Consider the following 21,507-nt stretch of genomic DNA (forward strand, 5'->3'; position numbering starts at 1 on the left):
CCCCGACTTGGGGGTAATCGAGTTGTCCCCAGTGCGGGTCCGGCCCGGCTGCGGCTCAGGAGCGGCTGCCTACAATTATCAAACGCTTTTGCAGCCGCGAACGCGTTTCGTCGACGAACCGGAGGAGCCATGGCCCGGCGTTTGCCGTCCCAGCCGCCGAACCTCCCCGGATTCTCGTACGTGCGTGTGCTCGGGTCCGGCGGGTTCGCCGACGTGTTCCTCTACGAGCAGAACATGCCCCGCCGCCAGGTCGCGGTCAAGGTGATGCTGGCCGAGGTGGTCACGAGCCAGGTCAAGCAGATGTTCCAGGCCGAGGCCAACCTCATGGCCCAGCTGAGCACGCATCCCTCGATCCTCACCGTCTACCAGGCGAGCGTGTCGTCGGACGGGCGTCCCTACCTGGTCATGGAGCTGTGCTCGGCGGCGATCGGACAGCGGTACCGGTCGGAGCCGCTGTCGGTCCCGGAGGTGCTCAGCATCGGCGTCCGGATCGCCAGCGCCGTCGAGACGGCCCACCGCGCCGGGGTGCTGCACCGCGACATCAAGCCGTCCAACATCCTGAGCACCGCCTACGGGCACCCGGTGCTGAGCGACTTCGGCATCGCCGCGACGCTCAGCGAGGCCGACGTCACGGAGGCCATCGGCCTGTCGATCCCGTGGTCGGCCCCCGAAGTTCTGCTCGATGAGACGAGCGGCACGATCGCCAGCGAGGTCTGGTCGCTCGGCGCGACGATGTACTCGCTGCTCGCCGGGCGCTCCCCGTTCGAGGTGCCGGGCAAGGAGAACACCTCCGCCGAGCTCATCCAGCGCATCACCAAGAGCCGGCCGCTGCCGATCGGCCGGGCCGACGTCCCGCCGCGGCTGGAGCAGGTGCTGCTGCGGTCGATGTCGCGCAAGCCCGGGCAGCGTCAGCGCAGCGCCCTCGAGTTCATCCGCGAGCTGCAGGCGGTGGAGGCCGAGCTCGAGCTGCCGCAGACGCCGATCGAGGTCGCCATGGACGACTGGGCGCTGGCCACGGCCGGCGACCCGGAGGACCGCACCCGCGTCAAAGGCGTCGTCGCCGTCGATCCGGGCGCGCGCCGCCGCCGTCGCCGGACGGCGCCCGCCTCCGCGACGGTCACCCGGGCCGCGACGCACACGGTGGTCCGGGAGAGCGCCGGCAGCGCGCAGACGCCGCAGCAGGCGCCCCCGTCGAAGGTCTCGCGCGCGCTCGTCGCGTCGCTCATCGCCTGCGCGGCGCTGGTCGTGGTACTGGCTGTGACGGCGTCCGTCGTGCTGGTGCGCGCCGGGTCGAACGGCGACATCCCCACGGTCCGCGACCTGAGCGGCCGGGTGACCGGCAGCACGATCGTGTTCAGCTGGAGCGATCCCGGATTGCAGAGCGGCGACACCTACCAGGTGACCGTTCAGGACCAGCCGCCCAGCAGCCAGCACGCCACCGAGTTCCGGGTGGATGCGAAGCCCGGCGAGACGGTGTGCGTCACGGTCACCGTGAACCGCGACGGCAAGACGGGCACGCCCAGCGGCCAGAAGTGCGTCGAGCGGACGGACGGGACGTGACCCCGCTCGCGCGCCTCGGGTCCTGGCTGGCCGCTCACAAGTCCGTCGCGGCGACGGCGGTCAGCGGCACGGCCATCGCGGCGCTCGTGACCACCCTGGCGGTCGTGTCCGGGGGATACAGCGCGCAGCACCTGCACCTCGACGACGCGGCGGTGTGGGTGGCCAGCGACGCGAAGAAGTCGCTCGGCCGGGCCAACACCGAGATCGACAAGCTCAACTCGGTCGTCGCGGGCACCGGCGAGGCGCTCGACGTCGTGCAGGACGGCACCGATGTGCTGCTGATCGACCGCGAGGCCAACACGATCGCGGTCGTGGATCCCGCGAAGGCGGAGGCCGGCAAGTCGGTCGCCCTCCCTCCGCGGTCGCCGCAGGTGTCGCTCGCGGGAGGCCACGTCGCGCTCCTGTCGCAGACCACCGGGCAGCTGTGGCTGACCTCCGTGGCGCAGCTCGACCGGTTCAACTCCGGCTCGGCGGCCACCGTCGACCTGGGCGGCCGCGCCGTCTCGGCGATGGATCCGTCCGGTGTGCTCTTCGCCTACCAGCCGGGCACGCGCTCGCTGGTGCGCGCCGACCTCAACGCGGCCGAGCCGTCGACCACGACCACCCCGGTCGCGACGCGGGGCGACGGCGCGAACGTGTCCCTGACCGCGGTCGGCGGGCACTGGGCGCTGCTCGATCCCGACCAGCGCACGCTGTGGGTGGACGGACGCGCCGTCGACCTGGGCGCGTTCCTGGCCGTGGGGGCCGAGCCGGTGCTGCAGCAGCCGTCCGCGGACGGGGACGCGGTCTGGATCGCCACAGGGACGGGTCTCGTGCGGGTGCCGCTCGACGGCGGCCGGGCGACCCGTCCGGTCGCGCAGGTCAGCGGCACGCCGGCCGCGCCGGTGACCGTGGCAGGGTGCACCTACGCCGCCTGGAGCGCCGGGACGGCGTGGCGCTCCTGCTCGAGCACCGGCGCGGGGGAGCGCTCGACGCTCGACCAGGTCCCGGCCGGCGCCACGCTCGACTTCCGGGCCAACGGCGACCGGGTGGTCCTCAACGACGGGCGCTCGGGCGTCGCGTGGGCCGTCCAGAGCGGCAACACCCGCATCGACAACTGGGATGAACTCGTCTCCAAGAAGACCACCCAGGAGCTCGTCAACCAGACCAAGCAGGACACGGCGCCGCAGTACGAGAAGCAGGAGCAGCCTCCCGTCGCCGTCGCGGACACCTTCGGCGCGCGCCCCGGCCGCGTCACGCCGCTCCCGGTGCTGCTCAACGACTACGACCCCAACGGCGACGTGCTGACGATCGACTCGTTCACCGCCGTGCCCGCCACGCAGGGGACGCTGCAGCTCACCAACGCGGACCAGCAGTTGCAGCTGTCGCTGCCGGACACCGCCACGGGCTCCATCGGCTTCGACTACACGATCTCGGACGGCCGGGGCGGGACCGCGAGCGCCCACGTCACCGTGACCGTCCGCACCTCCGGCGAGAACGCGCCGCCGGTCTGCGTCCGGAACGCGAAGGCGGTGGTCCAGGCCGGCGGCCGCGTGACGTCGGCGGTGCTCGGCGACTGCTACGACCCCGACGGCGACTCGTTCTACCTGTCGGCGGCGTCCATCCCGGCCCCCGACACCGTGACGTTCACCCCCCAGGGCCAGGTCGCCTACTCGGACCACGGCGACGGCACCGGCGTGAAGGATGTGGCGCTCACCCTCTCCGACGGCCGGGCCGAGTCCGCCGGGCTGCTCGCCGTGACGGTCCGTCCGCCGGGCCAGGTGCCGATCATCGCCGACCCGTTCGCCGTGCTGGCCTACCAGGGCCAGGAGGTCACGGTGTCGCCGCTCGACCACGTGCGGGGCGGCAACGGAACCGTCCGGCTCAGCACCGTGCCCACGAAGGCCGACGCGACGATCACGCCCGACTACCAGGGCGGCACGTTCCGCTTCGAGTCCGACCAGGCGGGGACGCACAACATCGAGTACTCGGTGACCGACGGCGTCATCACGTCGACCGGCGTGGTGCGCGTCGAGGTCAAGGCTCCGCCCGGGGCCAAGACGGCGCCGATCGCGGTGCCGCACACCGCGTTCATCCGCGAGCAGTCCTCGCAGGACGTCGACGTGCTCTCGACCGACATCGACCCGTCGGGCGGCGTGCTGCTCGTGACCGGGGCGACGGAGCCGGAGGCGTCGAGCGGCGTCCGCGTCCAGGTGCTCCAGCAGCGCACCCTGCGGGTCACGCTCAGCCGGCCGCTCGCCGGACCGGTCGATTTCCACTACCGGCTCAGCAACGGCCTCGCCGACACCGTCGGAACGGTCACGGTCGTCCAGCTGCCCCCGCTGACGGTCCACCAGCCGCCGATCGCCGCACCCGACTCGGTCTCGGTGCGCGTGCGCGACGTGGTCGACATCCCCGTGCTGGCCAACGACGTCCAGCCCGACGGCGACACGCTGACCCTCGATCCGACGCTCGCGACACCGCTGCCGAACGGAGCGGGCCTGCTGTTCGTCAGCGGCGACCACCTGCGCTACCTGGCGCCGTCGAAGCCCGGCAACTACACGGCGGCGTACAAGGTGTACGGCGCCGACGGACAGTGGGCGACCGCCGAGGTCACCATCGCCGTGCGCGAGCGCGACGCCGCGACGAACAACCCGCCGGTGCCGAAGACCGTCACCGCGCGCGTGCTCGCCGGCGACACCGTCCGCATCACCGTCCCGCTCTCCGGCATCGACCCGGACGGCGACTCGGTGCAGTTCATCGGCCAGGAGACCAATCCGCAGAAGGGCGCCGTGATCGCCTCCGGGCCGGACTGGATGGACTTCCAGGCCGGCGACTACTCGGCCGGCACCGACACCTTCACGTACGCTGTGGTGGATGCGCTCGGCGCCCGGGCGACCGGGACCGTCCGCGTCGGCATCGCCGCGCGGGCGGAGGGCGCCCGCAACCCGATCGCGGTCGAGGACGACGTGACCGCGCGCCCGGGCCGCACCCTCACGGTGCAGGTCCTCGCCAACGACAGCGACCCCGACGGCAGCCCGCTCAGCGTCACCGCCGTCGCTTCGCTCGACGGCAAGGCCAAGGCGAAGGTGGCCGATGACCTCGTGACGGTCACGGCCCCCAAGACGCCGGGCGCCTACGGCTTCCTCTACACGATCCAGAACGAGCGCGGCGGCACGAGTCAGGCCTTCCTCCGGCTGACCGTCGACCCGAAGGCGCCGCCCGCGCGGCCGGTGGTCTCGGACACCACGCTCGGCCTGTCCGACATCCTGGGCAAGGAGCGGGTCGACGTCAACGTGCTCGCCAACGTCTTCTTCGCCGACGGTCCGGTCTCGACGCTCAAGCTGTCGCTCGTGCCCGGCTACAGCGCGGACGCGCAGGTCACCTCCTCGAAGCGGCTCCGGATCGCCATCGGGGCGAAGAGCCAGATCGTCCCGTTCCGGGTCGCCAACCCGGAGGACGAGTCCGTCGTCGCCTACGGCTTCGTCCACGTGCCCGGGTACGACGACGCCCTCCCGCAGCTCAAGCGCGGCGCCCCGAAACTGACGGTGGTGAGCGAGAAGACGCTCACCATCCACCTCAACGACTACATCGTCGCGGTCGGCGACCGGAAGGTGCGGCTCACCGACGCGGCCACCGTCCGGGCCACCCACGCGAACGGCGACGACCTGGTCGCCGGCAACGACACCCTCCAGTTCACGTCGTCGCCGCGGTACTTCGGCCCGGCGTCGATCTCGTTCCAGGTGACCGACGGCGCGAGCGCGACCGACCCGTCCGGCAACGTCGCCACGATCGTCCTGCCCATCGAGGTGACGCCGCGCGAGAACCAGCCGCCGGTGTTCACGGGTGCGCTCATCGACTTCGAGCCCGGCCAGACCAAGACGATCGACCTGACCAAGATCACGAAGTACCCCTACGCCAAGGACCAGGGCGAGCTGGTGTACTCCATCCAGAACCCGCGTCCCGAGGGCGTGAGCGCGTCGCTCGACGGGCAGAAGCTGACGGTGACCGTGGCGACCGGGACGGCGAAGGGGTCGACGCCCTCGCTCTCGATCGGTGTGAAGGATGCGGTGAACGCCGGCCAGGCGGGGCGCATCGACATCTCCGTCGTGCCGTCGACACGGCCGCTGGCGAGCCCGCAGCCCGACCGGGTGATCGCACCGCGCGGGCAGACCTCCTCCGTCGACGTGCTGGCCAACGACGGCGCCACCAACCCGTTCCCGGGCAAGCCGCTGACCGTCGTCGCGGTCCGCGGCATCGGCAGCGGGCTGCCGGACGGCCTGACCATCACCCCGAGCGCCGACAACTCGCAGCTGCAGGTGTCCGTCTCGTCGACCGCCGCGGCCGCGGACACCACGCTCCAGTACGAGGTGGCGGACGCCACGGGCGACCCGGACCGATACACCTGGGGAACGGTCACGGTGTCGGTCCAGGACCGCCCGGCTCCCGTGTCGAACGTGCAGATCGGCACCATCGCCGATCGCAGCCTGACGCTCAGCTGGATCCCGGGCGCGTTCAACAACTCGCCGATCACCGGGTTCGAGGTGACGATGGCGAGCGCGTCGACCGGGCAGGTGCTCTCCACCACCCCGTGCGCCACCACCACCTGCGCGATCACGACGCCCGGCAACGGCCCGGCGAACGCGGTCACCCTGAGCGTGCGCGCCCGCAACGCCCTCGGACTCTCCGATCCGACCGCCTACGCCGAGCCGGTCTGGTCCGACGTCATCCCGAACGCGCCGACCGCGCTGTCGTCGTCGCCGCTCGACCAGGGGCTGCGCATCACCTGGTCGAAGCCGGCGGACGCGCCGGGAGCCAGCCCGATCACCTCCTACGTCGTGTCGCTCGGCGGCGTGACCAACGCGCTGCAGGTCTCCGGCTCCGATCCGGTGGGGACCAGCTACGCCCTGAACATCACCGACCCGGGCATCGCGAACGGCGCCGCCATCGCCTACACGGTGTCGTCGCGGAACGAGTTCTACCAGGGCCGCACGACGTGGAACCAGAGCCAGGGGAGCGGCGTCCCGGCCGGTGCGCCCACCACGACCGGCATCGCCCCGGTGGCGACCCCGGACACCAAGGGCGGCACGAGCGCGACCCTGAGCTGGTCCAACGTCTTCGGCGACAACGGCAAGGCCATCACCGACTACTACGTCGCGGTGTTCCAGGGCGGAAACCCGACGAGCTGCCAGGTGACGGGCGTGCAGTCCGGCCAGCCCACGTTGTCCGCCAACAATCTCCGCCGGGTGCAGGGCGGCAGCACCGTCTTCACCGGGCTGAGCCCCAACCAGAGCTACAACTTCATCGTCTACGCCTACAACGGCCAGGGCTGCACGCCGGCCGCCATCGTGAGCGCCACCCCGCGGCAGTCGCCCGGCGACGTGACCGGGATCGCGGTCGGCCCGCGGCAGCAGGACGGCACGACGGTCGACTTCCCCGTCACCATCTCCTACAACGCCGGCGGCGGATCGAACCCGCGCTTCGACTACCAGCTCCTCAGCGGCGGCGCGGTCGTCGACTCGGGCACGCTGGCGGGCACGAGCGGGGTGCTCTCCGGCTCGGGCAACCACTACGGGGTGCCGCTCACCGTGCGCATCACCCGGGTGTGCGAGGGATACCCGGACGGCTCCTCGCTGTGCACCGACCAGAACGCGACGCAAGACCTGGGCGTCGCGGTGAGCCTCGCCATCGACGGCCAGCGGTACGACCCGGCGAGCCACGTGTTCACCTGGACCGGCTGGCCGACCGGCGCCTACGACGCCGTCACCTACAGCTGCGACGGCACCACGGAGCTGCCGATGCCGCCCGCCGGCCAGACCGCGTCGTGCACCGCGCCGGCGAACGACCCGTCGCCCACGCTGGTGGTCCGGGTCGTGTCCGGCGGCGACACGTACTCCGCGTCGTACCCGGGATCGGGGATGCCGTGAGCAGCGGACGCCATACTGAGGTGAGCCGCATCCCGCGGCACACCATCCCACCCCTGCGGCCCGACCGGCCGCGCCCCGAACCGAAAGAGGCCGGAGCATGACGATGACCCCCGAGCAGGCCGGCTGGTTCTCCGGAGTGTTCGAGCGCCTCGTCGCGAACATCGACCGCGTGCTGCTCGGCAAGACGCACGTGATCCGCCTGGCGCTCACGGCACTGTTCAGCGAGGGGCACCTGCTCCTCGAGGACTACCCGGGAACCGGCAAGACGTCGCTCGCCCGCGCGATCGCCGAGAGCGTGCGCGGCACGACCAACCGCGTGCAGTTCACCCCGGACCTCCTGCCCGGCGACATCACCGGTGTGAACATCTACGACCAGCGCACCGGCGCCTTCGAGTTCCACCGCGGGCCGGTCTTCGCCAACATCGTGCTTGCGGACGAGATCAACCGCGCCAGCCCGAAGACCCAGTCCGCGCTGCTGGAGGTCATGGAGGAGCAGCAGGTCACCGTGGACGGCGTCCGTCACTCGGTCGGCGCGCCCTTCATGGTCATCGCGACCCAGAACCCGATCGAGCAGGCGGGCACGTACCGGCTGCCGGAGGCGCAGCTCGACCGCTTCCTGATGAAGGCGTCGATCGGCTACCCGGACCACGAAGCGACCCTGCGCATCCTCGAGGGCTCGGAGCGGAAGGCGCACGAGGTCGTCGTCCCCGAGGTGATCTCCGCCGCGACCGTCGTCGAGATGGGCACCATGGCGCGCGGAGTCCACGTTGACCCGACGATCAACGACTACGTCTCCCGCCTGGTCGAGGCGAGCCGCACCGCCGACGAGATCCGGCTGGGCGTCAGCGTGCGCGGCGCGCTCGCCCTGCTGCGCGCCTCCAAGACGCTCGCCGCCGCATCCGGCCGGTACTACGTGACCCCGGACGACGTGAAAGCTCTCGCCGAGCCCGTGCTCGCGCACCGCCTGGTGCTCGACCCGGAGGCCGAGTTCGAGGGCGTCAGCGCGTCCAGCCTCATCGGCCAGCTCCTCATCGAGACCCCGCCGCCGAGCGATCGGGCCGCCGTGTGACCACCGTCACCCGTTCGCAGACCGAGCTGACCAACGCGCGCGCCCGGATCGTCGGCGAGCGCGAGGGGTTCCTCGCCGACGCGATCGTGTGGGTCGTGCGCAACTCCGCCGCGGCCGGCCGTGCGATCGCCGCGGTGGCGCGCCGGGTCGGCGCTGTGGTGACGGCGCTCGGCTGGTCCATGCTCGTCCTCGCGGTGCTCGCGCTCACCGCCGGGTACGTGTGGGGCTGGGTGGAGGCGGTCGTCGCCGGGTGGACCGCGCTCGTGCTGCTGGTGGTCGCCTCCGGCTACCTGATCGGCCGCACCGCCTACGAGGTCGGGCTGTCGCTGCCCGCCAACCGTGTGGTCGTCGGCGACCGTGCGCCCGGCGAGGTGGCCGTCCGCAATCCGCTGCGGCGGAGGCTGCCGGGCGTCCGCGTGGAGGTGCCGGTCGGACACGGGCTGGCGGAGTTCGCCGCTCCGTCGCTCGCGCCGTCCGAGGAGCACTCGGACGTCTTCGTCGTGCCGACCACCCGCCGGGGGATCGTGCCGATCGGCCCGGTCCGCACCGTCCGCGCGGACCCGATCGGGCTGCTCCGCCGCGAGGTCGTGTGGGCCGACTCGCTCGACCTGTTCGTGCATCCCCGCACCATCGCCATCCCGAGCATGAGCACCGGGTTCGTCCGCGACCTGGAGGGCTCGCCGACGCGCGACCTGACCTCGAGCGACATCGCCTTCCACGCGCTGCGGGAGTACGTCCCCGGCGACGAGCGCCGGTACATCCACTGGAAGTCCACGGCGAAGACCGGCAGCTACATGGTGCGCCAGTTCGAGGAGACGCGGCGCAGCCACCTGCTCGTGGCGCTCAGCCTCTCGGCGGCCGACTACGCCACCGACGAGGAGTTCGAGCTCGCCGTGAGCGTCACCGGCTCCCTGGGCGTGCGGGCCATGCTCGACTCGCGCACTGTGTCCGTGGTGGCCAGCGCCGAGACGCCCGAATTCGCCAAGCGGATGGTGTTCAGCGCCCGCCGCCTGAGCACCGTCAACCGCGGCCGCCTGCTCGACGACCTCTCCGGGGTGGAGACGGCGGACTCCGCACTGCGGCTCGCCGAGCTCGCCCAGGTCGCGTCGGAGGACTCGGCCGGCATCTCGATCGCGTTCCTCGTCTGCGGCTCCACGCCGACGGCGGCGCAGCTGCGCGGCGCCGCCGCGCACTTCCCGCTCGGGGTGGACGTGGTGGCGATCGTGTGCGACGAGGGCGCCGTGCCGTCGCTGCGCCGCGTCGCCGACCTCAGCGTCCTCACCATCGGCTACCTGGAGGACCTGCAGCGCAGCCTCGCGAAACGGCTGGCCACCTGATGCCCGCCCGCCGCTCTCTCCGCGCGCTCGTCGACGTCGCGTTCGCCCTCGTCGCGGTCGCACTCGGCGCCTGGGCGTTCTGGCCGATCTACCAGTCGAGCGCCTTCGTGGTCATGCTCGTCGCGACCCTGCTCCTCGGCACGGCGATCGGCGTCGTCGGATGGGCGTGGCGGCTTCCCAGCATCGCGGTCGCGGGGCTGGTGGTCCTGGTCTACCTCGGCACCGGCGTGCAGCTGGCCGTGCCCTCGGAGGGCTCCACCGGCGGCCTGCTCCCGACCCTGCCGGGCTTCGTGGACCTGGTGCAGGGCACGTGGCTCAGCTGGAAGCAGCTGGTCACCATCAGCGTGCCGGTCGGCTCGTACCAGGCCCTGCTCGTCCCGGCCTTCCTCCTGACGCTCCTGGCGACGGTGGTGACCGTCTCCACGGCGCTGCGCTCCTCCCGGCCCGAGCTCGCGGCCCTGCCGCCGGTGCTGCTGCTCGTCGCGGGGATCCTGCTCGGCTCCTCGGTCGCACCGGTGCCGTTGCTGCTGCTGTTCGCCCTGTTCGCCGTGCTGCTGGCGTGGCTCATCCGCTTCCGCCTGCTGCGGCGTTCGGCGGCCGTCCGCTCGCTGCGCGAGCAGAGCGGCCAGCTGGTCGAGTCGCGCAGCGAGCGGCGCTCGACCGCGCTGCTGACCGCCACCGGCGCGACCGTCATGCTCGTGGCGGCATCCGCGGGCGGCATCGCCGCGGCGGCGCTGCTCCCTCCGCCGGGGGAGCGCGAGGTCGTCCGGACCGCCGTCGAGCAGCCCTTCGACCCGCGCCACTATCCCAGCCCGCTGAGTGGCTTCCGGTCGTACCTGGAGCCCGCGGAAGCCGAGAAGACGATGCTCACGGTGGCCGGTCTCCCCGCCGACCGCCGCCTGCGCATCGCGACCCTGGACACCTACGACGGAGTCACCTACTCCGTGGGGAGCGGCGACGTCACCAGCGCGTCCGGTTCGTTCGCCCGCGTCCCGTACCGGCTCGACCAGGGCGCGACGAACGGCAAGCGGACCACGACGACCGTGGTGGTGGACGCCTACCGCGGTCCGTGGCTGCCCGGAAGCGGTCAGCTCGAACAGGTGGAGTTCCGGGGCGCCGATGCCGGGCGCCTCGCGGACTCGTTCTTCTACAACGACGTGACCGGCACCGGCGCCGTCACCGCGCCGCTCCGCACCGGCGACATCTACACGGAGCAGTCCGTGGTGAAGCCCCTGCTGACCGCCGGCCAGCTCGAGAAGGTGCAGCCCGGGTCCGACTCCGTTCCGCGCCCGTCGGTGATCCCGGACGAGCTGCAGTCGGTGCTGCAGAAGTACACGGCGGGCGTCTCGGGCGCCGGCCCGAAGCTGGCCGCTGCGCTGCGCGGGCTGGCGCAGGACGGCTACATCAGTCACGGCGTCGGCCCGAAGGAGCCGGCCAGCCGGTCCGGCCACGGTGCGGACCGCATCACGGAGCTGCTGACCGACGTCCCCATGCTCGGCGACCAGGAGCAGTACGCGGTCACCGCGGCGCTGATGGCCCGGCAGCTCGGCTTCCCGGCCCGGGTGGTCATGGGGTTCGTCGCCCCGAAGGACGTGACCTCTCCGATGGTCGCCTTGACCGGGTCGGACATCTCCGCCTGGATCGAGGTGCAGACCAACTCGGGCTGGGTGACCGTCGACCCCACGCCGCCGCTGCGGCCGGTGCCGCCGAAGCAGCCGGAGCAGCCCACGCAGATCTCGCGGCCTCAGACGAACGTCCAGCCGCCGGTCGACGACAATCCGCAGCGGAACGACGAACCGCCGCAGGCGCAGGTCGACCCCTCGAACCAGCCCAAGCCGAACCCGGTGCTCGAGACCCTGCTCGCGGTGCTCGTGGTGGTGGGATGGACACTGCTGGTGCTGGCGCTCGTCGCGTCGCCGTTCCTGGCGGTGCTCGCCGCGAAGTGGCGGCGGCGCGTCCTGCGGAGGTCGGCGCCGACGGCCCGGGAGCGCATCGTCGGCGGCTGGCGCGAGTTCGCCGACGCTGCCGTCGATCACGGCTACGACCCGCCGCCCGCGGCGACCCGGGTGGAGTTCGCCGGCACCATCGGAGGATCGCGGGCCGCGGCCCTCGCGAAGGTCGCCGACCGGGCGACGTTCAGCGGGGTCGCGCCCACCCCCGCGGAGGCCGAGTCGGTCTGGAAGGCGGTCGACGACCTGCGCGGCCAGCTCGCGAAGCGCGACACGCGCTGGAAGCGGCTGCTCGCGGCGGTCTCGCTGCGCTCGCTCGGCTACCGTGGAAGACGAAGCGGGAAGGGACGGAACCGATGAACTGTCGCGTGTGCGGAGCAGAGCTGGCCGAAGGCACGCTGTTCTGCCCGATGTGCGGCAGCTCGGTGACCTCCTCGCGGCTGCGCCCGCCGGAGATCGCCGATCAGCGTCCCTCCGACACGTCGATCATCTCCGACCGCCTCGCCGAGCGTCCGCCGGCGCCGGCGATCGCCGGACGCTTCCCCGACCAGCTCGAACTCGACGAGGACGGCCTCCCGCCCACCCAGGCGATGACGATCATCCCCGTGGAGGAGGCGCCGCCGCTCCACCCGGTGGCGCACCGCTCCTACACGCTCAGCTTCTCCACCGGCGACGTCGTCGAGGTGTCCGGCTCCGGGCTGATCGGGCGCCGCCCGATCACGCAGCCGGGGGAGCACGTGGATCAGCTCGTGGTGCTGTCCGACCCGACGCGCAGCGTCTCCAAGACGCACGTGGAGTTCGGGCTCGAGGGCGACGAGCTGTGGATCTGCGACCGCTACTCCGGCAACGGGACGGTCGCGCATCCACTCGGCGGCGTCGCCCGGCAGTGCGAGGCGGGCCGCCGCTACCGCGTGACGCGCGGCACCCGCGTGGAGATCGGCGACCAGTGGTTCGACGTCTCCTGAACGCGGGCGCCGCGCGGCGCCGCTGAGACCAGCGGCTACGCCAGGGCGTCCGCCACGGCGACGGCCTCGAGGCCGTGCGCGGAGGCCACGCCCTCGTTCGTGACGCGCCCGTCGTGCACGTTGAGGCCGAGCGCGAGGGACGCGTCCGCGCGGAGCGCCTCCTGCCAGCCGCGGTTGGCGATGGCGCGCGCGTAGGGGAGCGTCGCATTGGTCAGCGCGTAGGTGGAGGTGTGGGGGACCGCACCCGGCATGTTGGCGACGCAGTAGAACACCGACTGGTGCACCGTGAAGGTGGGGTCGGCGTGCGTGGTGGGGTGGGAGTCCTCGAAGCAGCCGCCCTGGTCCACCGCGATGTCGACGAGCACGCTGCCCGCCTTCATCCGGGACACCATCTCGTTGGTGACGAGCTTCGGCGCCTTCGCACCGGGCACGAGCACCGAGCCGATGACGAGGTCGGAGGCGACGACGGCCTTGTCGATCTCGAAGCTGTTCGACGCGATCGTCTTGATCCGTCCCGCGTACAGGGCGTCGAGCTCGCGGAGGCGCTGGATGTTCGTGTCGAGCACGGTGACCTCGGCGCCGAGTCCGACCGCGACGGAGATGGCGTTGGTGCCGGCGACGCCGCCGCCGAGCACGGTCACGACGGCCGGGTGCGTGCCGGGGACGCCCGGCACCAGCAGGCCGGGGCCGCCGTTCGGCTTCAGCATCGTGTTCGCGCCGACGATGGGCGCGAGCCGTCCGGCGACCTCGCTCATCGGGGCGAGGAGCGGCAGGGCGCGGGTCGGCAGCTGGACCGTCTCGTAGGCGATCGCGGTGACACCGCTGTCCACGAGCGCGCGGGTGAGCGCCTCGTCCGCGGCGAGGTGCAGGTAGGTGAAGAGGACGAGGCCGCGGCGGAAGTACCCGTACTCGCTCTCGATCGGCTCCTTCACCTTCAGGATGAGGTCGCCGGCCTCCCAGGTCGACCGGGCGTCGGGCAGGATGGTCGCTCCGGCTCCGGCGTACAGCTCGTCGGGGATGGAGGAGCCGACGCCCGCGCCGGTCTCGACGAAGACCTCGTGACCCGCCCCAACCAGGTCGTGGACTCCGGCCGGCGTGATCGCCACCCGGAACTCGTTGTTCTTGATCTCGCGGGGGATCGCGACCTTCATGGGGCTCCTTCGACACTCGACATGGGGTTCGCATTCACCATAGCCGGGTTCACGGACGATTTCGATAGGTATTACGGCACCGCGATGCTGATTTCGCGGGCCGACCCGGCCGTGGCAGACGATTTCCGCACTCGCCAGGTGCGCCCGGCCGGTCCGGGCTTCCGCTGTCGCGGCAGAACGTCCGGTCTGCGGTTTCCCGGGCGATTCGACCGATCCGGCACGGATTTCGTAAAGATTGTGTTTCCGAATGGACGATCCGACCACTTTTTACTGCGGATCGCGACGGTTGTATGTCAGGATCGGTCCACCGCGACGGCACGACGACGTGCCGCCGAAGCGCCGTCGCCCGTGGTCCGTGTTCGATCCCCGAGGAGCACCACAGTGAAACCGAGCAACCTTCCGCAAGACCCGATGATCCGCCAGCTCGTGCAGTCGGCGCGCGCCTCCCAGCTGACGCGCCGCGGCCTTCTCGCCGGTGCGGGAGCCGGCGCCGCCGCCCTCGCCCTCGCCGCGTGCTCGACCGGTGGCGCATCCAGCAAGCCGACCGCCGCCAAGGACCAGTCCGCCTCCGACAAGACGCTGACCTGGGCCAACTGGCAGGCCTATCTGGACCAGGACGACGCCGGCAAGTACCCCACGCTGGAGGCGTTCGAGAAGCAGAGCGGCATCAAGGTCAAATACGACGTCGCCGTCGACGACAACAACACCTACTACGCCAAGGTGAAGGACCAGCTCGCCCTCGGCAAGGACATCGGCGCCGACACGGTCTGCCTGACGGACTGGATGATCGCGCGCTGGATCCGCCTCGGCTACGTCCAGCCCTTCGACGAGTCGGCCATCCCGAACAAGAAGAACCTCGTCGCCAACCTGCAGGACGTCGACTTCGACCCCGGCCGCAAGAAGTCCCTCCCGTGGCAGAGCGGTTTCGCCGGCATCTGCTGGAACAAGGAGAAGCTGCCCAGCGGCCTGAGGTCGGTCGACGACCTGTGGAAGCCGGAGCTCAAGGGCAAGGTCGGCGTTCTCAGCGAGATGCGCGACACCATGGGCCTGATCATGCTGCAGCAGGGCGTGGACATCTCCAAGGACTTCAGCGACGCCGACTACGAGAAGGCGATCGACAAGATCACCAAAGAGGTGAACGACGGCCAGATCCGCAACATCAAGGGCAACTCGTACCTCAACGACCTTAAGTCCGGCGACACCCTCGCCGCGATCTGCTGGTCGGGCGACATCACCCAGCTGAACGCCGAGGCCGGCGACAACTGGGAGTTCGCCATCCCCGAGGCCGGCGGCACCCTGTGGAGCGACAACTTCGTCATCCCCATCGGTTCGACGCGCAAGGCCAACGCCGAGAAGCTGATCGACTACTACTACCAGCCGGAGGTCGCCGCCGAGGTCGCGGCCTGGGTGAACTACATCACCCCGGTGGAGGGCGCCAAGGAGGAGGCGACGAAGATCGACCCGTCGCTCGCGGACAACCAGCTCATCTTCCCGGACGAGGAGACGCTGTCGAAGGTCAAGATCTTCCGTTCGCTGAGCCCCGCGGAGGAGCAGAAGTATCAGGCGTCGTTCCAGAAAGTGATCCTGGGGGCCTGATGCCGAAGGGAGTCTTCGCCGAATCCGGCGCCGATCTGCGGCTGGACGGCATCACCAAGCGGTTCCCGGGCTTCACCGCCATCGAGGACCTCAGCCTCACCATCCCGGCCGGCTCGTTCTTCGCCCTGCTGGGGCCGAGCGGATGCGGCAAGACCACCACCCTGCGCCTGGTGGCGGGGCTCGAGGAGCCCACCGCCGGCCGCATCATGATCGGCGGCGAGGATGTGACGCGCACCAAGCCGTTCCAGCGTCCCGTCAACACGGTGTTCCAGAGCTATGCGCTCTTCCCGCACATGACGATCCTCGAGAACGTCGCGTTCGGGCTGCGCCGCCGCCGCATCGGCGACCCGGTCGCCAAGGCGCACGAGGCGCTGCGGCTGGTCGAGCTCGACCACCTGGCCGCGCGGCGGCCCGCGCAGCTCTCCGGCGGCCAGCAGCAGCGGGTGGCGCTCGCCCGCGCCATCGTCAATCGGCCGGCACTGCTTCTGCTGGACGAGCCGCTCGGCGCGCTCGACCTCAAGCTCCGGCGGCAGATGCAGCTGGAGCTGAAGTCCATCCAGACCGAGGTCGGCCTCACCTTCGTGCACGTCACGCACGATCAGGAGGAGGCCATGACCATGGCCGACACCGTCGCGGTGATGAACAAGGGCCGGATCGAGCAGATGGGCTCGCCCGAGATCCTGTACGAGCTGCCGTCGACGGTGTTCGTCGCGAACTTCCTGGGCCAGTCGAACCTGTTCGCCGGTCCGGTCCGCGACGCGTCGGGCGAGCTGCTCGGCGTGGACGTCGGGGGAGAGCGCATCCAGGTGCCGCGTGCCCGCGCCCAGCGCACCAGCGGCTTCGTCACCGTGGGCGTGCGCCCGGAGAAGCTGACCCTGCACGAGACCCCGGAGACGATCCCGTCGGGCGCGAACCGCCTCGGGCCCGGCCGGGTTACGGACGTGTCGTTCAGCGGTGTGAGCACGCAGTACCTGGTGGATGTGCCCGGTCTCGGCACCATCGTGGTGTTCGCGCAGAACACGGCCAGCGGACCGATCGCCGGCCTCGGCGCCGAGGTCTGGGTGGCCTGGGACGCCGGGCACACCTTCGTGCTCGCCGACGAGCCGCCCGCGGATGGGCGCTTCTCCGACGACGCCGACACCCAGGCGATCGCGGCCCAGGCCCGGGAGCGGATGCTCACGGAGCTGGAGGAGGCGTAATGGCCCTCGCCGCGTTCACCGGGGCGCCCCCTGTCCAGGACCAGGAGCCCGCGGTCCGCCGCAAGAGCGGGATCGCGCTGGTCCTGCTGCTGCCGGGCGTGCTGTACCTCGTGCTGTTCTTCCTCACACCGCTGATCTCCCTGATCATCACCTCGTTCCAGGCGCCCGTCGTCGACGGGGACATCGGGCAGTACCAGACGGCGTTCCAGTGGCAGAACTACGTCGACTCGTTCTCGGAGTACTGGCCGCAGATCATCCGGTCGTTCGGCTACGCGCTCATCGCGACCGCCGCAGCGCTGCTGATCAGCTACCCGCTCGCGTACTTCATCGGCGTGACGATGCGCGGACGGCCGCTGGTGCAGAACCTGCTGATGACGCTGGTGATCGCCCCGTTCTTCATCAGCTTCCTGCTGCGGACTCTGGCGTGGAAGGCACTGCTCAGCGACGACGGCTGGATCGCCAGCTCGCTGAAGGCCCTGTCCATCCTGCCGCCGGATGCGCACATCACGGGGACGCCGTTCTCGGTGATCTTCGGGCTCACGTACAACTTCATCCCGTTCATGTGCCTGCCGCTGTATTCGACCCTGGAGCGGCTCGACACCCGGCTGCTCGAGGCCGGACAGGACCTCTACGCCAGCCCGTGGACGACCTTCCGCAAGGTCACCGTCCCGCTGTCGATGCCCGGCATCGTGTCGGGGACGCTGCTGACGTTCATCCCCGCCGCCGGCGACTACATCAACGCCTCCCAGGACTTCCTCGGGGCCGCCGACACCTCGATGATGGGCAACGTCATCGAGAGCAACTTCCTGGTGCTGCAGAACTATCCGGCTGCCGCGTCCATGTCCGTGATCCTGATGGCGGTCATCCTCGTCATCGTCGGGTTCTACGTGCGGCGGAGCGGGACGGAGGAGCTCCTGTGACCACCATGATGACGCCCACCGACACGACGACGCCGCCCAGCGCCGCGCGCGGCCGGCGGCGGTACAAGGGGCTCGGGCTCGGTGTCTACGCCTTCCTCGCCCTCGCGTTCCTGCTGATCCCGATCGTCTACACGTTCATCTTCTCGTTCAACGACGCGATCAAGAACAACATCGCCTGGCGCGGATTCACGCTGCGCAACTGGACCAACGTCTGCGACGCCGCGGGCATCTGTGACGCGTTCATGGCGAGCATCATCATCGGCATCATCTCGACGGTCTGCGCGACCGTGCTGGGCACGATGATCGCCATCGCGCTGATGCGGTACCGGTTCCGGTTCCGCTCGCAGACCAGCCTGCTGCTGTTCCTGCCGATGGCGAGCCCGGAGGTGGTGCTCGGTGCGGGTCTGGCCGCCCAGTTCCTGAGCCTCGGCGTCAACAAGGGCTTCGGCACGATCATCATCGCCCACGTGATGTTCTGCATCAGCTTCGTCGTGGTCACGGTGAAGGCGCGCGTCGCCTCCCTCGACCCCGCGCTGGAGGAGGCGGGCCGCGACCTCTACGGGTCGCCCAACGCCGTCTTCTGGCGGATCACGTTCCCGCTGCTGCTCCCGGGCATCCTGTCGGCCGCGTTGCTGTCGTTCTCGCTGAGCTTCGACGACTTCATCATCACGAACTTCAACGCCGGCGCGGTGACCACGTTCCCGATGTACATCTACATCGCGGCGTCGCGCGGCATCCCCGCGCAGGCCAACGTGATCGCCTCGGCAGTCTTCATCCTGACGCTCCTCGTGGTGCTCGTCTCGCAGCTCACCGCCGCCGCCCGCGCCCGCCGCCTCGCCCGCCAGTAGTCCCGCGGCTCGCCCCCCTCCGTCGAGTACACGAAAAGTGCACGCTTCTCGGTGAGAAAGCGTGCACTTTTCGTGTACTCGACGAGGGGAGGGCTCGGGGGAGGGGTCAGGCGTAGGAGGCGCGGATGGCGCCGACGGGCTCGCCGCGGCCGAGCACCGCGAGGTCGAGCTTCGGGGCGACGCGGTCGACGTCCTCGTGGCTGAGCGCTCCGGCGTCCGCCAGCAGCCGCAGTGCGACGATCGAGGCGGCGCGCAGGCTGCCGTCGAGCACCTTGAGCGTCACCGTCGTTCCGTCGGGGGCGGCCATGACCATCACGCCCTCGGCCCCGCCCTTGGCGAAGACGCCGAGCTCGTCGATCACGACGGTGTTCGCGCGTCCCGGGCCGTCGATCGCCCAGCCGTCGGCGAGCACCGCGTTCTTGAGCAGCGCCGCGTTGCGGAACAGCGCGAACGGCGAGCCGTCCGACGCGGTGGCGATGCGCTGGATGCCGCGGGCGAGCGCGATCAGCGACATCGCGTGCACGGGAGCACCGCATCCATCGACGCCGGTCGCGACGACCTTCTCCCCGGTGAGGCGCTCGATCGTGTCGCGGATGTGCTGCTGCACGGGATGCTGCGGGTCCAGGTAGCTCTCGGTCGGCCAGCCGTTCACCCGGCAGGCCAACAGCATGGCGGCGTGCTTGCCCGAGCAGTTCATGAACACGGGGTGCTTGTGCTCCCCGGCCCGCACCAGCTCGTCGCGCGCCGCCGTGTCGAGGGGCCAGTCGGCCGGGCAGTGCAGCGCGTCCTCGGTGAGCTGGGCCTGCGCGAGCAGACTCCGCACGACGGAGAGGTGCGCGGGCGTTCCGGCATGGCTCGCGGTCGCAAGGACCGCGTTCGCGCCTTCCAGCGGCACACCGGCGCCCATCACGGCGACCGCCTGGAACGGCTTCATGCTCGACCGCGGGAACACCGGCCGGTCCGGCGCGCCGAGGGTGCGCACGATCGTGCCGTCGGGACCGAGCACCACCGCGGAGCCGGCGTGCCGGGACTCCACGAAGCCGCTGCGCTCCACCACGGCCAGCTCGACGGACTCGTCGACGGAGAACACCTCGGCGCCCACGGAGACCTCGGGGCTCACAGGGCCGAGATGGCGTCGTCGATCACCGAGACGGCGTCGGCGATCAGCTCGTCCGAGACGGCCAGGCTGGGCAGGAAGCGCAGGACGTTGCCCCACGTGCCGGCGTTCAGGAACAGGATGCCCTGCTGCGCCGCCGCCGCGACGATCGCGTTGACCGCCTCGGGGTTCGGCTCCTTGGTGGTCTGGGCGGTGCCCGGCTTGACCAGCTCGATCGCGATCATGGCGCCGATCCCGCGGACCTCGCCGATGATGTCGTGCTTCTGCTGGAGGGCCTCGAGGGCCGGCTTCAGCGCCTTCTCGATGCGCTGCCCCTCGGCGAGGAGGTCGTTGCGCTCGATTGTCTCGAACACCGCGATCGCGGCCGCCGCGGCGACCGGGTTGCCGCCGAACGTGCCGCCGAGGCCGCCGGGCTGCGCCGAGTCCATGATCTCGGCGCGTCCCGTGACGGCCGCGAGCGGCAGGCCGCCGGCGATGCCCTTGGCGCTCAGCACGAGGTCCGGGACGACCCCGAAGTGCTCGCTGGCGTAGTACGCGCCGGTGCGCGCCATCCCGCTCTGGATCTCGTCGGCGATGAACACGACGCCGTTGGCCGTGCACCACTCCTGCAGCGCGGCCAGGTAGCCCTCGGCCGGGACGATGAAGCCGCCCTCGCCCTGGATCGGCTCGGCGGCGAGGCAGGCCAGGTCGGAGGCGCCGACGACCTTCTCGAGGTACGCGATCGTCCGGGCGGCCGCCTCGGCGCCGCTCAGCCCGTCGCGGTACGGGTAGGAGTTCGGCGCGTGGTAGACGTCGCCGGCGAACGGTCCGAAGCCGGTCGCGTACGGCATGGCCTTGTAGTTCATGGCCATCGTCAGGTTCGTGCGGCCGTGGTACGCGTGGTCGAGCACGGCGACCGCGCGGCGGCCCGTGTATTTGCGGGCGATCTTCACGCCGTTCTCGACGGCCTCGGCGCCCGAGTTGACGAGCACGGTCTTCTTGGCGTGGTCGCCGGGGGTGTGGGCGGCGAGCAGCTCGGCGACGCGCACGTACTCCTCGTACGGGGTGATGGTGAAGAGCGTGTGGATGACGTCCTGCAGCTGCCCGGCGGCGGCCTCGACGACCGCGGTCTCGGTGTGGCCCACCGTGGTGACGCCGATGCCGGCGCCGAAGTCGATGAACTGGTTGCCGTCCACATCCACCAGGATCGCGCCGTTGGCCCGGGCGATGTACACGGGCAGCGCAGAGGAGACGCCGGTCGGCACGACGGCCAGCCGGCGCTCGTGCAGCTCCTGCGACTTGGGGCCGGGGATGGCGGTCACGATGCGGCGTTCTTGTGGAACGGAGTAGACGGGCGCGGGGGTGCTCACGGTGTCAGTCATGGTTATCCGAGTCTAGCCGCGGTGCGAGAATCGGAGCATGAAGCTCGAGCACTCGTACGCGATCGACCTGCAGTGGACCGGCAACCGGGGGACGGGCACCAGCGGCTACAGGGACTACGGCCGCGACCACGTGGTGAGCACCGAGGGGAAGCACTCGATCGAGGGCTCGGCGGACCGGGTGTTCTTCGGCGACCGCGACCGCTGGAACCCCGAGGAGCTGCTGCTCGCGGCGCTCTCGCAGTGCCACATGCTCAGCTACCTCGCGGAGGCGGCCGGGGCTGGCGTCGTCGTGGTCGGCTACACGGATGCGGCCACGGGCACCATGGTGCAGACGGGCGACGGCGGCGGACACTTCACCGAGGTCACGCTGCGGCCGCGGGTCACGGTCGCCGACCCGGCGCAGGCCGAGCTGGCCGCGTCGCTGCACGCGCCCGCCTCGCGCAAGTGCTTCATCGCGGCGAGCGTGAACTTCCCCGTCCACCACGCCCCGGAGCTCCTCACCCTCGCCTGACCGAGGGCGCAGGGCGCG

At 71.1% G+C, this 21,507-nt stretch carries 14 protein-coding genes; 11 read left to right on the forward strand and 3 right to left on the reverse strand.

The genetic code is table 11. The annotated features are described in order from the left end of the window. Nucleotides 1-129: 129 nt before the first annotated feature. From J2W45_RS03630 to J2W45_RS03655, 6 genes are all read left to right on the forward strand, one after another. On the forward strand, nt 130-1,560 hold the full coding sequence (locus J2W45_RS03630) for a serine/threonine-protein kinase (RefSeq protein ID WP_310129086.1): 1,431 nt from the start codon (nt 130-132) through the stop codon (nt 1,558-1,560). Further along, on the forward strand, nt 1,557-7,466 hold the full coding sequence (locus J2W45_RS03635; protein ID WP_310129087.1) for an Ig-like domain-containing protein: 5,910 nt from the start codon (nt 1,557-1,559) through the stop codon (nt 7,464-7,466). The genes J2W45_RS03630 and J2W45_RS03635 overlap by 4 nt, the downstream gene beginning before the upstream one ends. 97 nt (nt 7,467-7,563) lie before the next feature. Next, entirely contained in the window at nt 7,564-8,535 is a 972-nt protein-coding gene (locus J2W45_RS03640) for an AAA family ATPase (protein ID WP_310129088.1), read from the forward strand. Then, the gene (locus tag J2W45_RS03645) at nt 8,532-9,872 is read left to right on the forward strand and encodes a DUF58 domain-containing protein (protein WP_310129089.1); all 1,341 of its coding nucleotides are present in this window, start codon (nt 8,532-8,534) and stop codon (nt 9,870-9,872) included. Before J2W45_RS03640 ends, J2W45_RS03645 begins: the two co-directional genes overlap by 4 nt. Beyond that, nucleotides 9,872-12,181 (forward strand): transglutaminase TgpA family protein, encoded by a 2,310-nt coding sequence (locus J2W45_RS03650; protein ID WP_310129090.1) that lies wholly within the window; start codon nt 9,872-9,874, stop codon nt 12,179-12,181. The genes J2W45_RS03645 and J2W45_RS03650 overlap by 1 nt, the downstream gene beginning before the upstream one ends. After that, nucleotides 12,178-12,786, forward strand: coding sequence for a zinc-ribbon domain-containing protein (locus tag J2W45_RS03655; protein WP_310129091.1), 609 nt, complete (start codon nt 12,178-12,180; stop codon nt 12,784-12,786). The genes J2W45_RS03650 and J2W45_RS03655 overlap by 4 nt, the downstream gene beginning before the upstream one ends. Nucleotides 12,787-12,821: 35 nt before the next feature. Here J2W45_RS03655 and ald read toward each other — a convergent pair whose 3' ends face one another. Continuing rightward, nucleotides 12,822-13,937: an alanine dehydrogenase gene (ald, locus tag J2W45_RS03660; RefSeq protein ID WP_310129092.1), complete on the reverse strand. Its 1,116-nt coding sequence runs from the start codon at nt 13,935-13,937 to the stop codon at nt 12,822-12,824. Between the two features lie 381 nt (nt 13,938-14,318). Here ald and J2W45_RS03665 point away from each other — a divergent pair, with 381 nt between their 5' ends. The 4 genes from J2W45_RS03665 to J2W45_RS03680 are packed head-to-tail and all read left to right on the forward strand — an operon-like array spanning nt 14,319 to nt 18,500. Next, on the forward strand, nt 14,319-15,533 hold the full coding sequence (locus J2W45_RS03665) for an ABC transporter substrate-binding protein (protein ID WP_310129094.1): 1,215 nt from the start codon (nt 14,319-14,321) through the stop codon (nt 15,531-15,533). Further along, entirely contained in the window at nt 15,533-16,732 is a 1,200-nt protein-coding gene (locus J2W45_RS03670; protein ID WP_310129095.1) for an ABC transporter ATP-binding protein, read from the forward strand. Before J2W45_RS03665 ends, J2W45_RS03670 begins: the two co-directional genes overlap by 1 nt. Continuing rightward, nucleotides 16,732-17,652, forward strand: a complete 921-nt coding sequence (locus tag J2W45_RS03675; RefSeq protein ID WP_310129096.1) for an ABC transporter permease — start codon at nt 16,732-16,734, stop codon at nt 17,650-17,652. The genes J2W45_RS03670 and J2W45_RS03675 overlap by 1 nt, the downstream gene beginning before the upstream one ends. Further along, nucleotides 17,649-18,500, forward strand: coding sequence for an ABC transporter permease (locus tag J2W45_RS03680; protein WP_310129097.1), 852 nt, complete (start codon nt 17,649-17,651; stop codon nt 18,498-18,500). The genes J2W45_RS03675 and J2W45_RS03680 overlap by 4 nt, the downstream gene beginning before the upstream one ends. Before the next feature lie 106 nt (nt 18,501-18,606). Here J2W45_RS03680 and J2W45_RS03685 read toward each other — a convergent pair whose 3' ends face one another. Together J2W45_RS03685 and gabT are read right to left on the reverse strand one after the other, a co-directional pair. After that, a complete protein-coding gene (locus J2W45_RS03685; RefSeq protein ID WP_310129099.1) occupies nt 18,607-19,620 on the reverse strand; it encodes an asparaginase in 1,014 nt (337 codons plus the stop codon). Next, complete coding sequence (gene gabT / locus J2W45_RS03690) at nt 19,617-20,978, reverse strand: 4-aminobutyrate--2-oxoglutarate transaminase (protein WP_310129100.1); 1,362 nt, start codon at nt 20,976-20,978, stop codon at nt 19,617-19,619. Before gabT ends, J2W45_RS03685 begins: the two co-directional genes overlap by 4 nt. A gap of 37 nt (nt 20,979-21,015) precedes the next feature. On the opposite strand from gabT, the gene J2W45_RS03695 reads away from it, so the two are divergent. Further along, complete coding sequence (locus J2W45_RS03695; protein WP_310129101.1) at nt 21,016-21,489, forward strand: OsmC family protein; 474 nt, start codon at nt 21,016-21,018, stop codon at nt 21,487-21,489. Nucleotides 21,490-21,507: the final 18 nt, after the last annotated feature.

It is taken from the genome of Leifsonia shinshuensis (genome assembly GCF_031456835.1).
Lineage (GTDB): Bacteria > Actinomycetota > Actinomycetes > Actinomycetales > Microbacteriaceae > Leifsonia > Leifsonia shinshuensis_C.

Coding starts and splice junctions, on each gene's coding strand:
- J2W45_RS03655 (WP_310129091.1), top strand. CDS start 12,178: ATGAACTGTCGCGTGTGCGGAGCAGAGCTGGCCGAAGGCACGCTGTTC.
- ald (WP_310129092.1), bottom strand. CDS start 13,937: ATGAAGGTCGCGATCCCCCGCGAGATCAAGAACAACGAGTTCCGGGTG.
- J2W45_RS03670 (WP_310129095.1), top strand. CDS start 15,533: ATGCCGAAGGGAGTCTTCGCCGAATCCGGCGCCGATCTGCGGCTGGAC.
- J2W45_RS03650 (WP_310129090.1), top strand. CDS start 9,872: ATGCCCGCCCGCCGCTCTCTCCGCGCGCTCGTCGACGTCGCGTTCGCC.
- J2W45_RS03695 (WP_310129101.1), top strand. CDS start 21,016: ATGAAGCTCGAGCACTCGTACGCGATCGACCTGCAGTGGACCGGCAAC.
- J2W45_RS03675 (WP_310129096.1), top strand. CDS start 16,732: ATGGCCCTCGCCGCGTTCACCGGGGCGCCCCCTGTCCAGGACCAGGAG.
- gabT (WP_310129100.1), bottom strand. CDS start 20,978: ATGACTGACACCGTGAGCACCCCCGCGCCCGTCTACTCCGTTCCACAA.
- J2W45_RS03640 (WP_310129088.1), top strand. CDS start 7,564: ATGACGATGACCCCCGAGCAGGCCGGCTGGTTCTCCGGAGTGTTCGAG.
- J2W45_RS03630 (WP_310129086.1), top strand. CDS start 130: ATGGCCCGGCGTTTGCCGTCCCAGCCGCCGAACCTCCCCGGATTCTCG.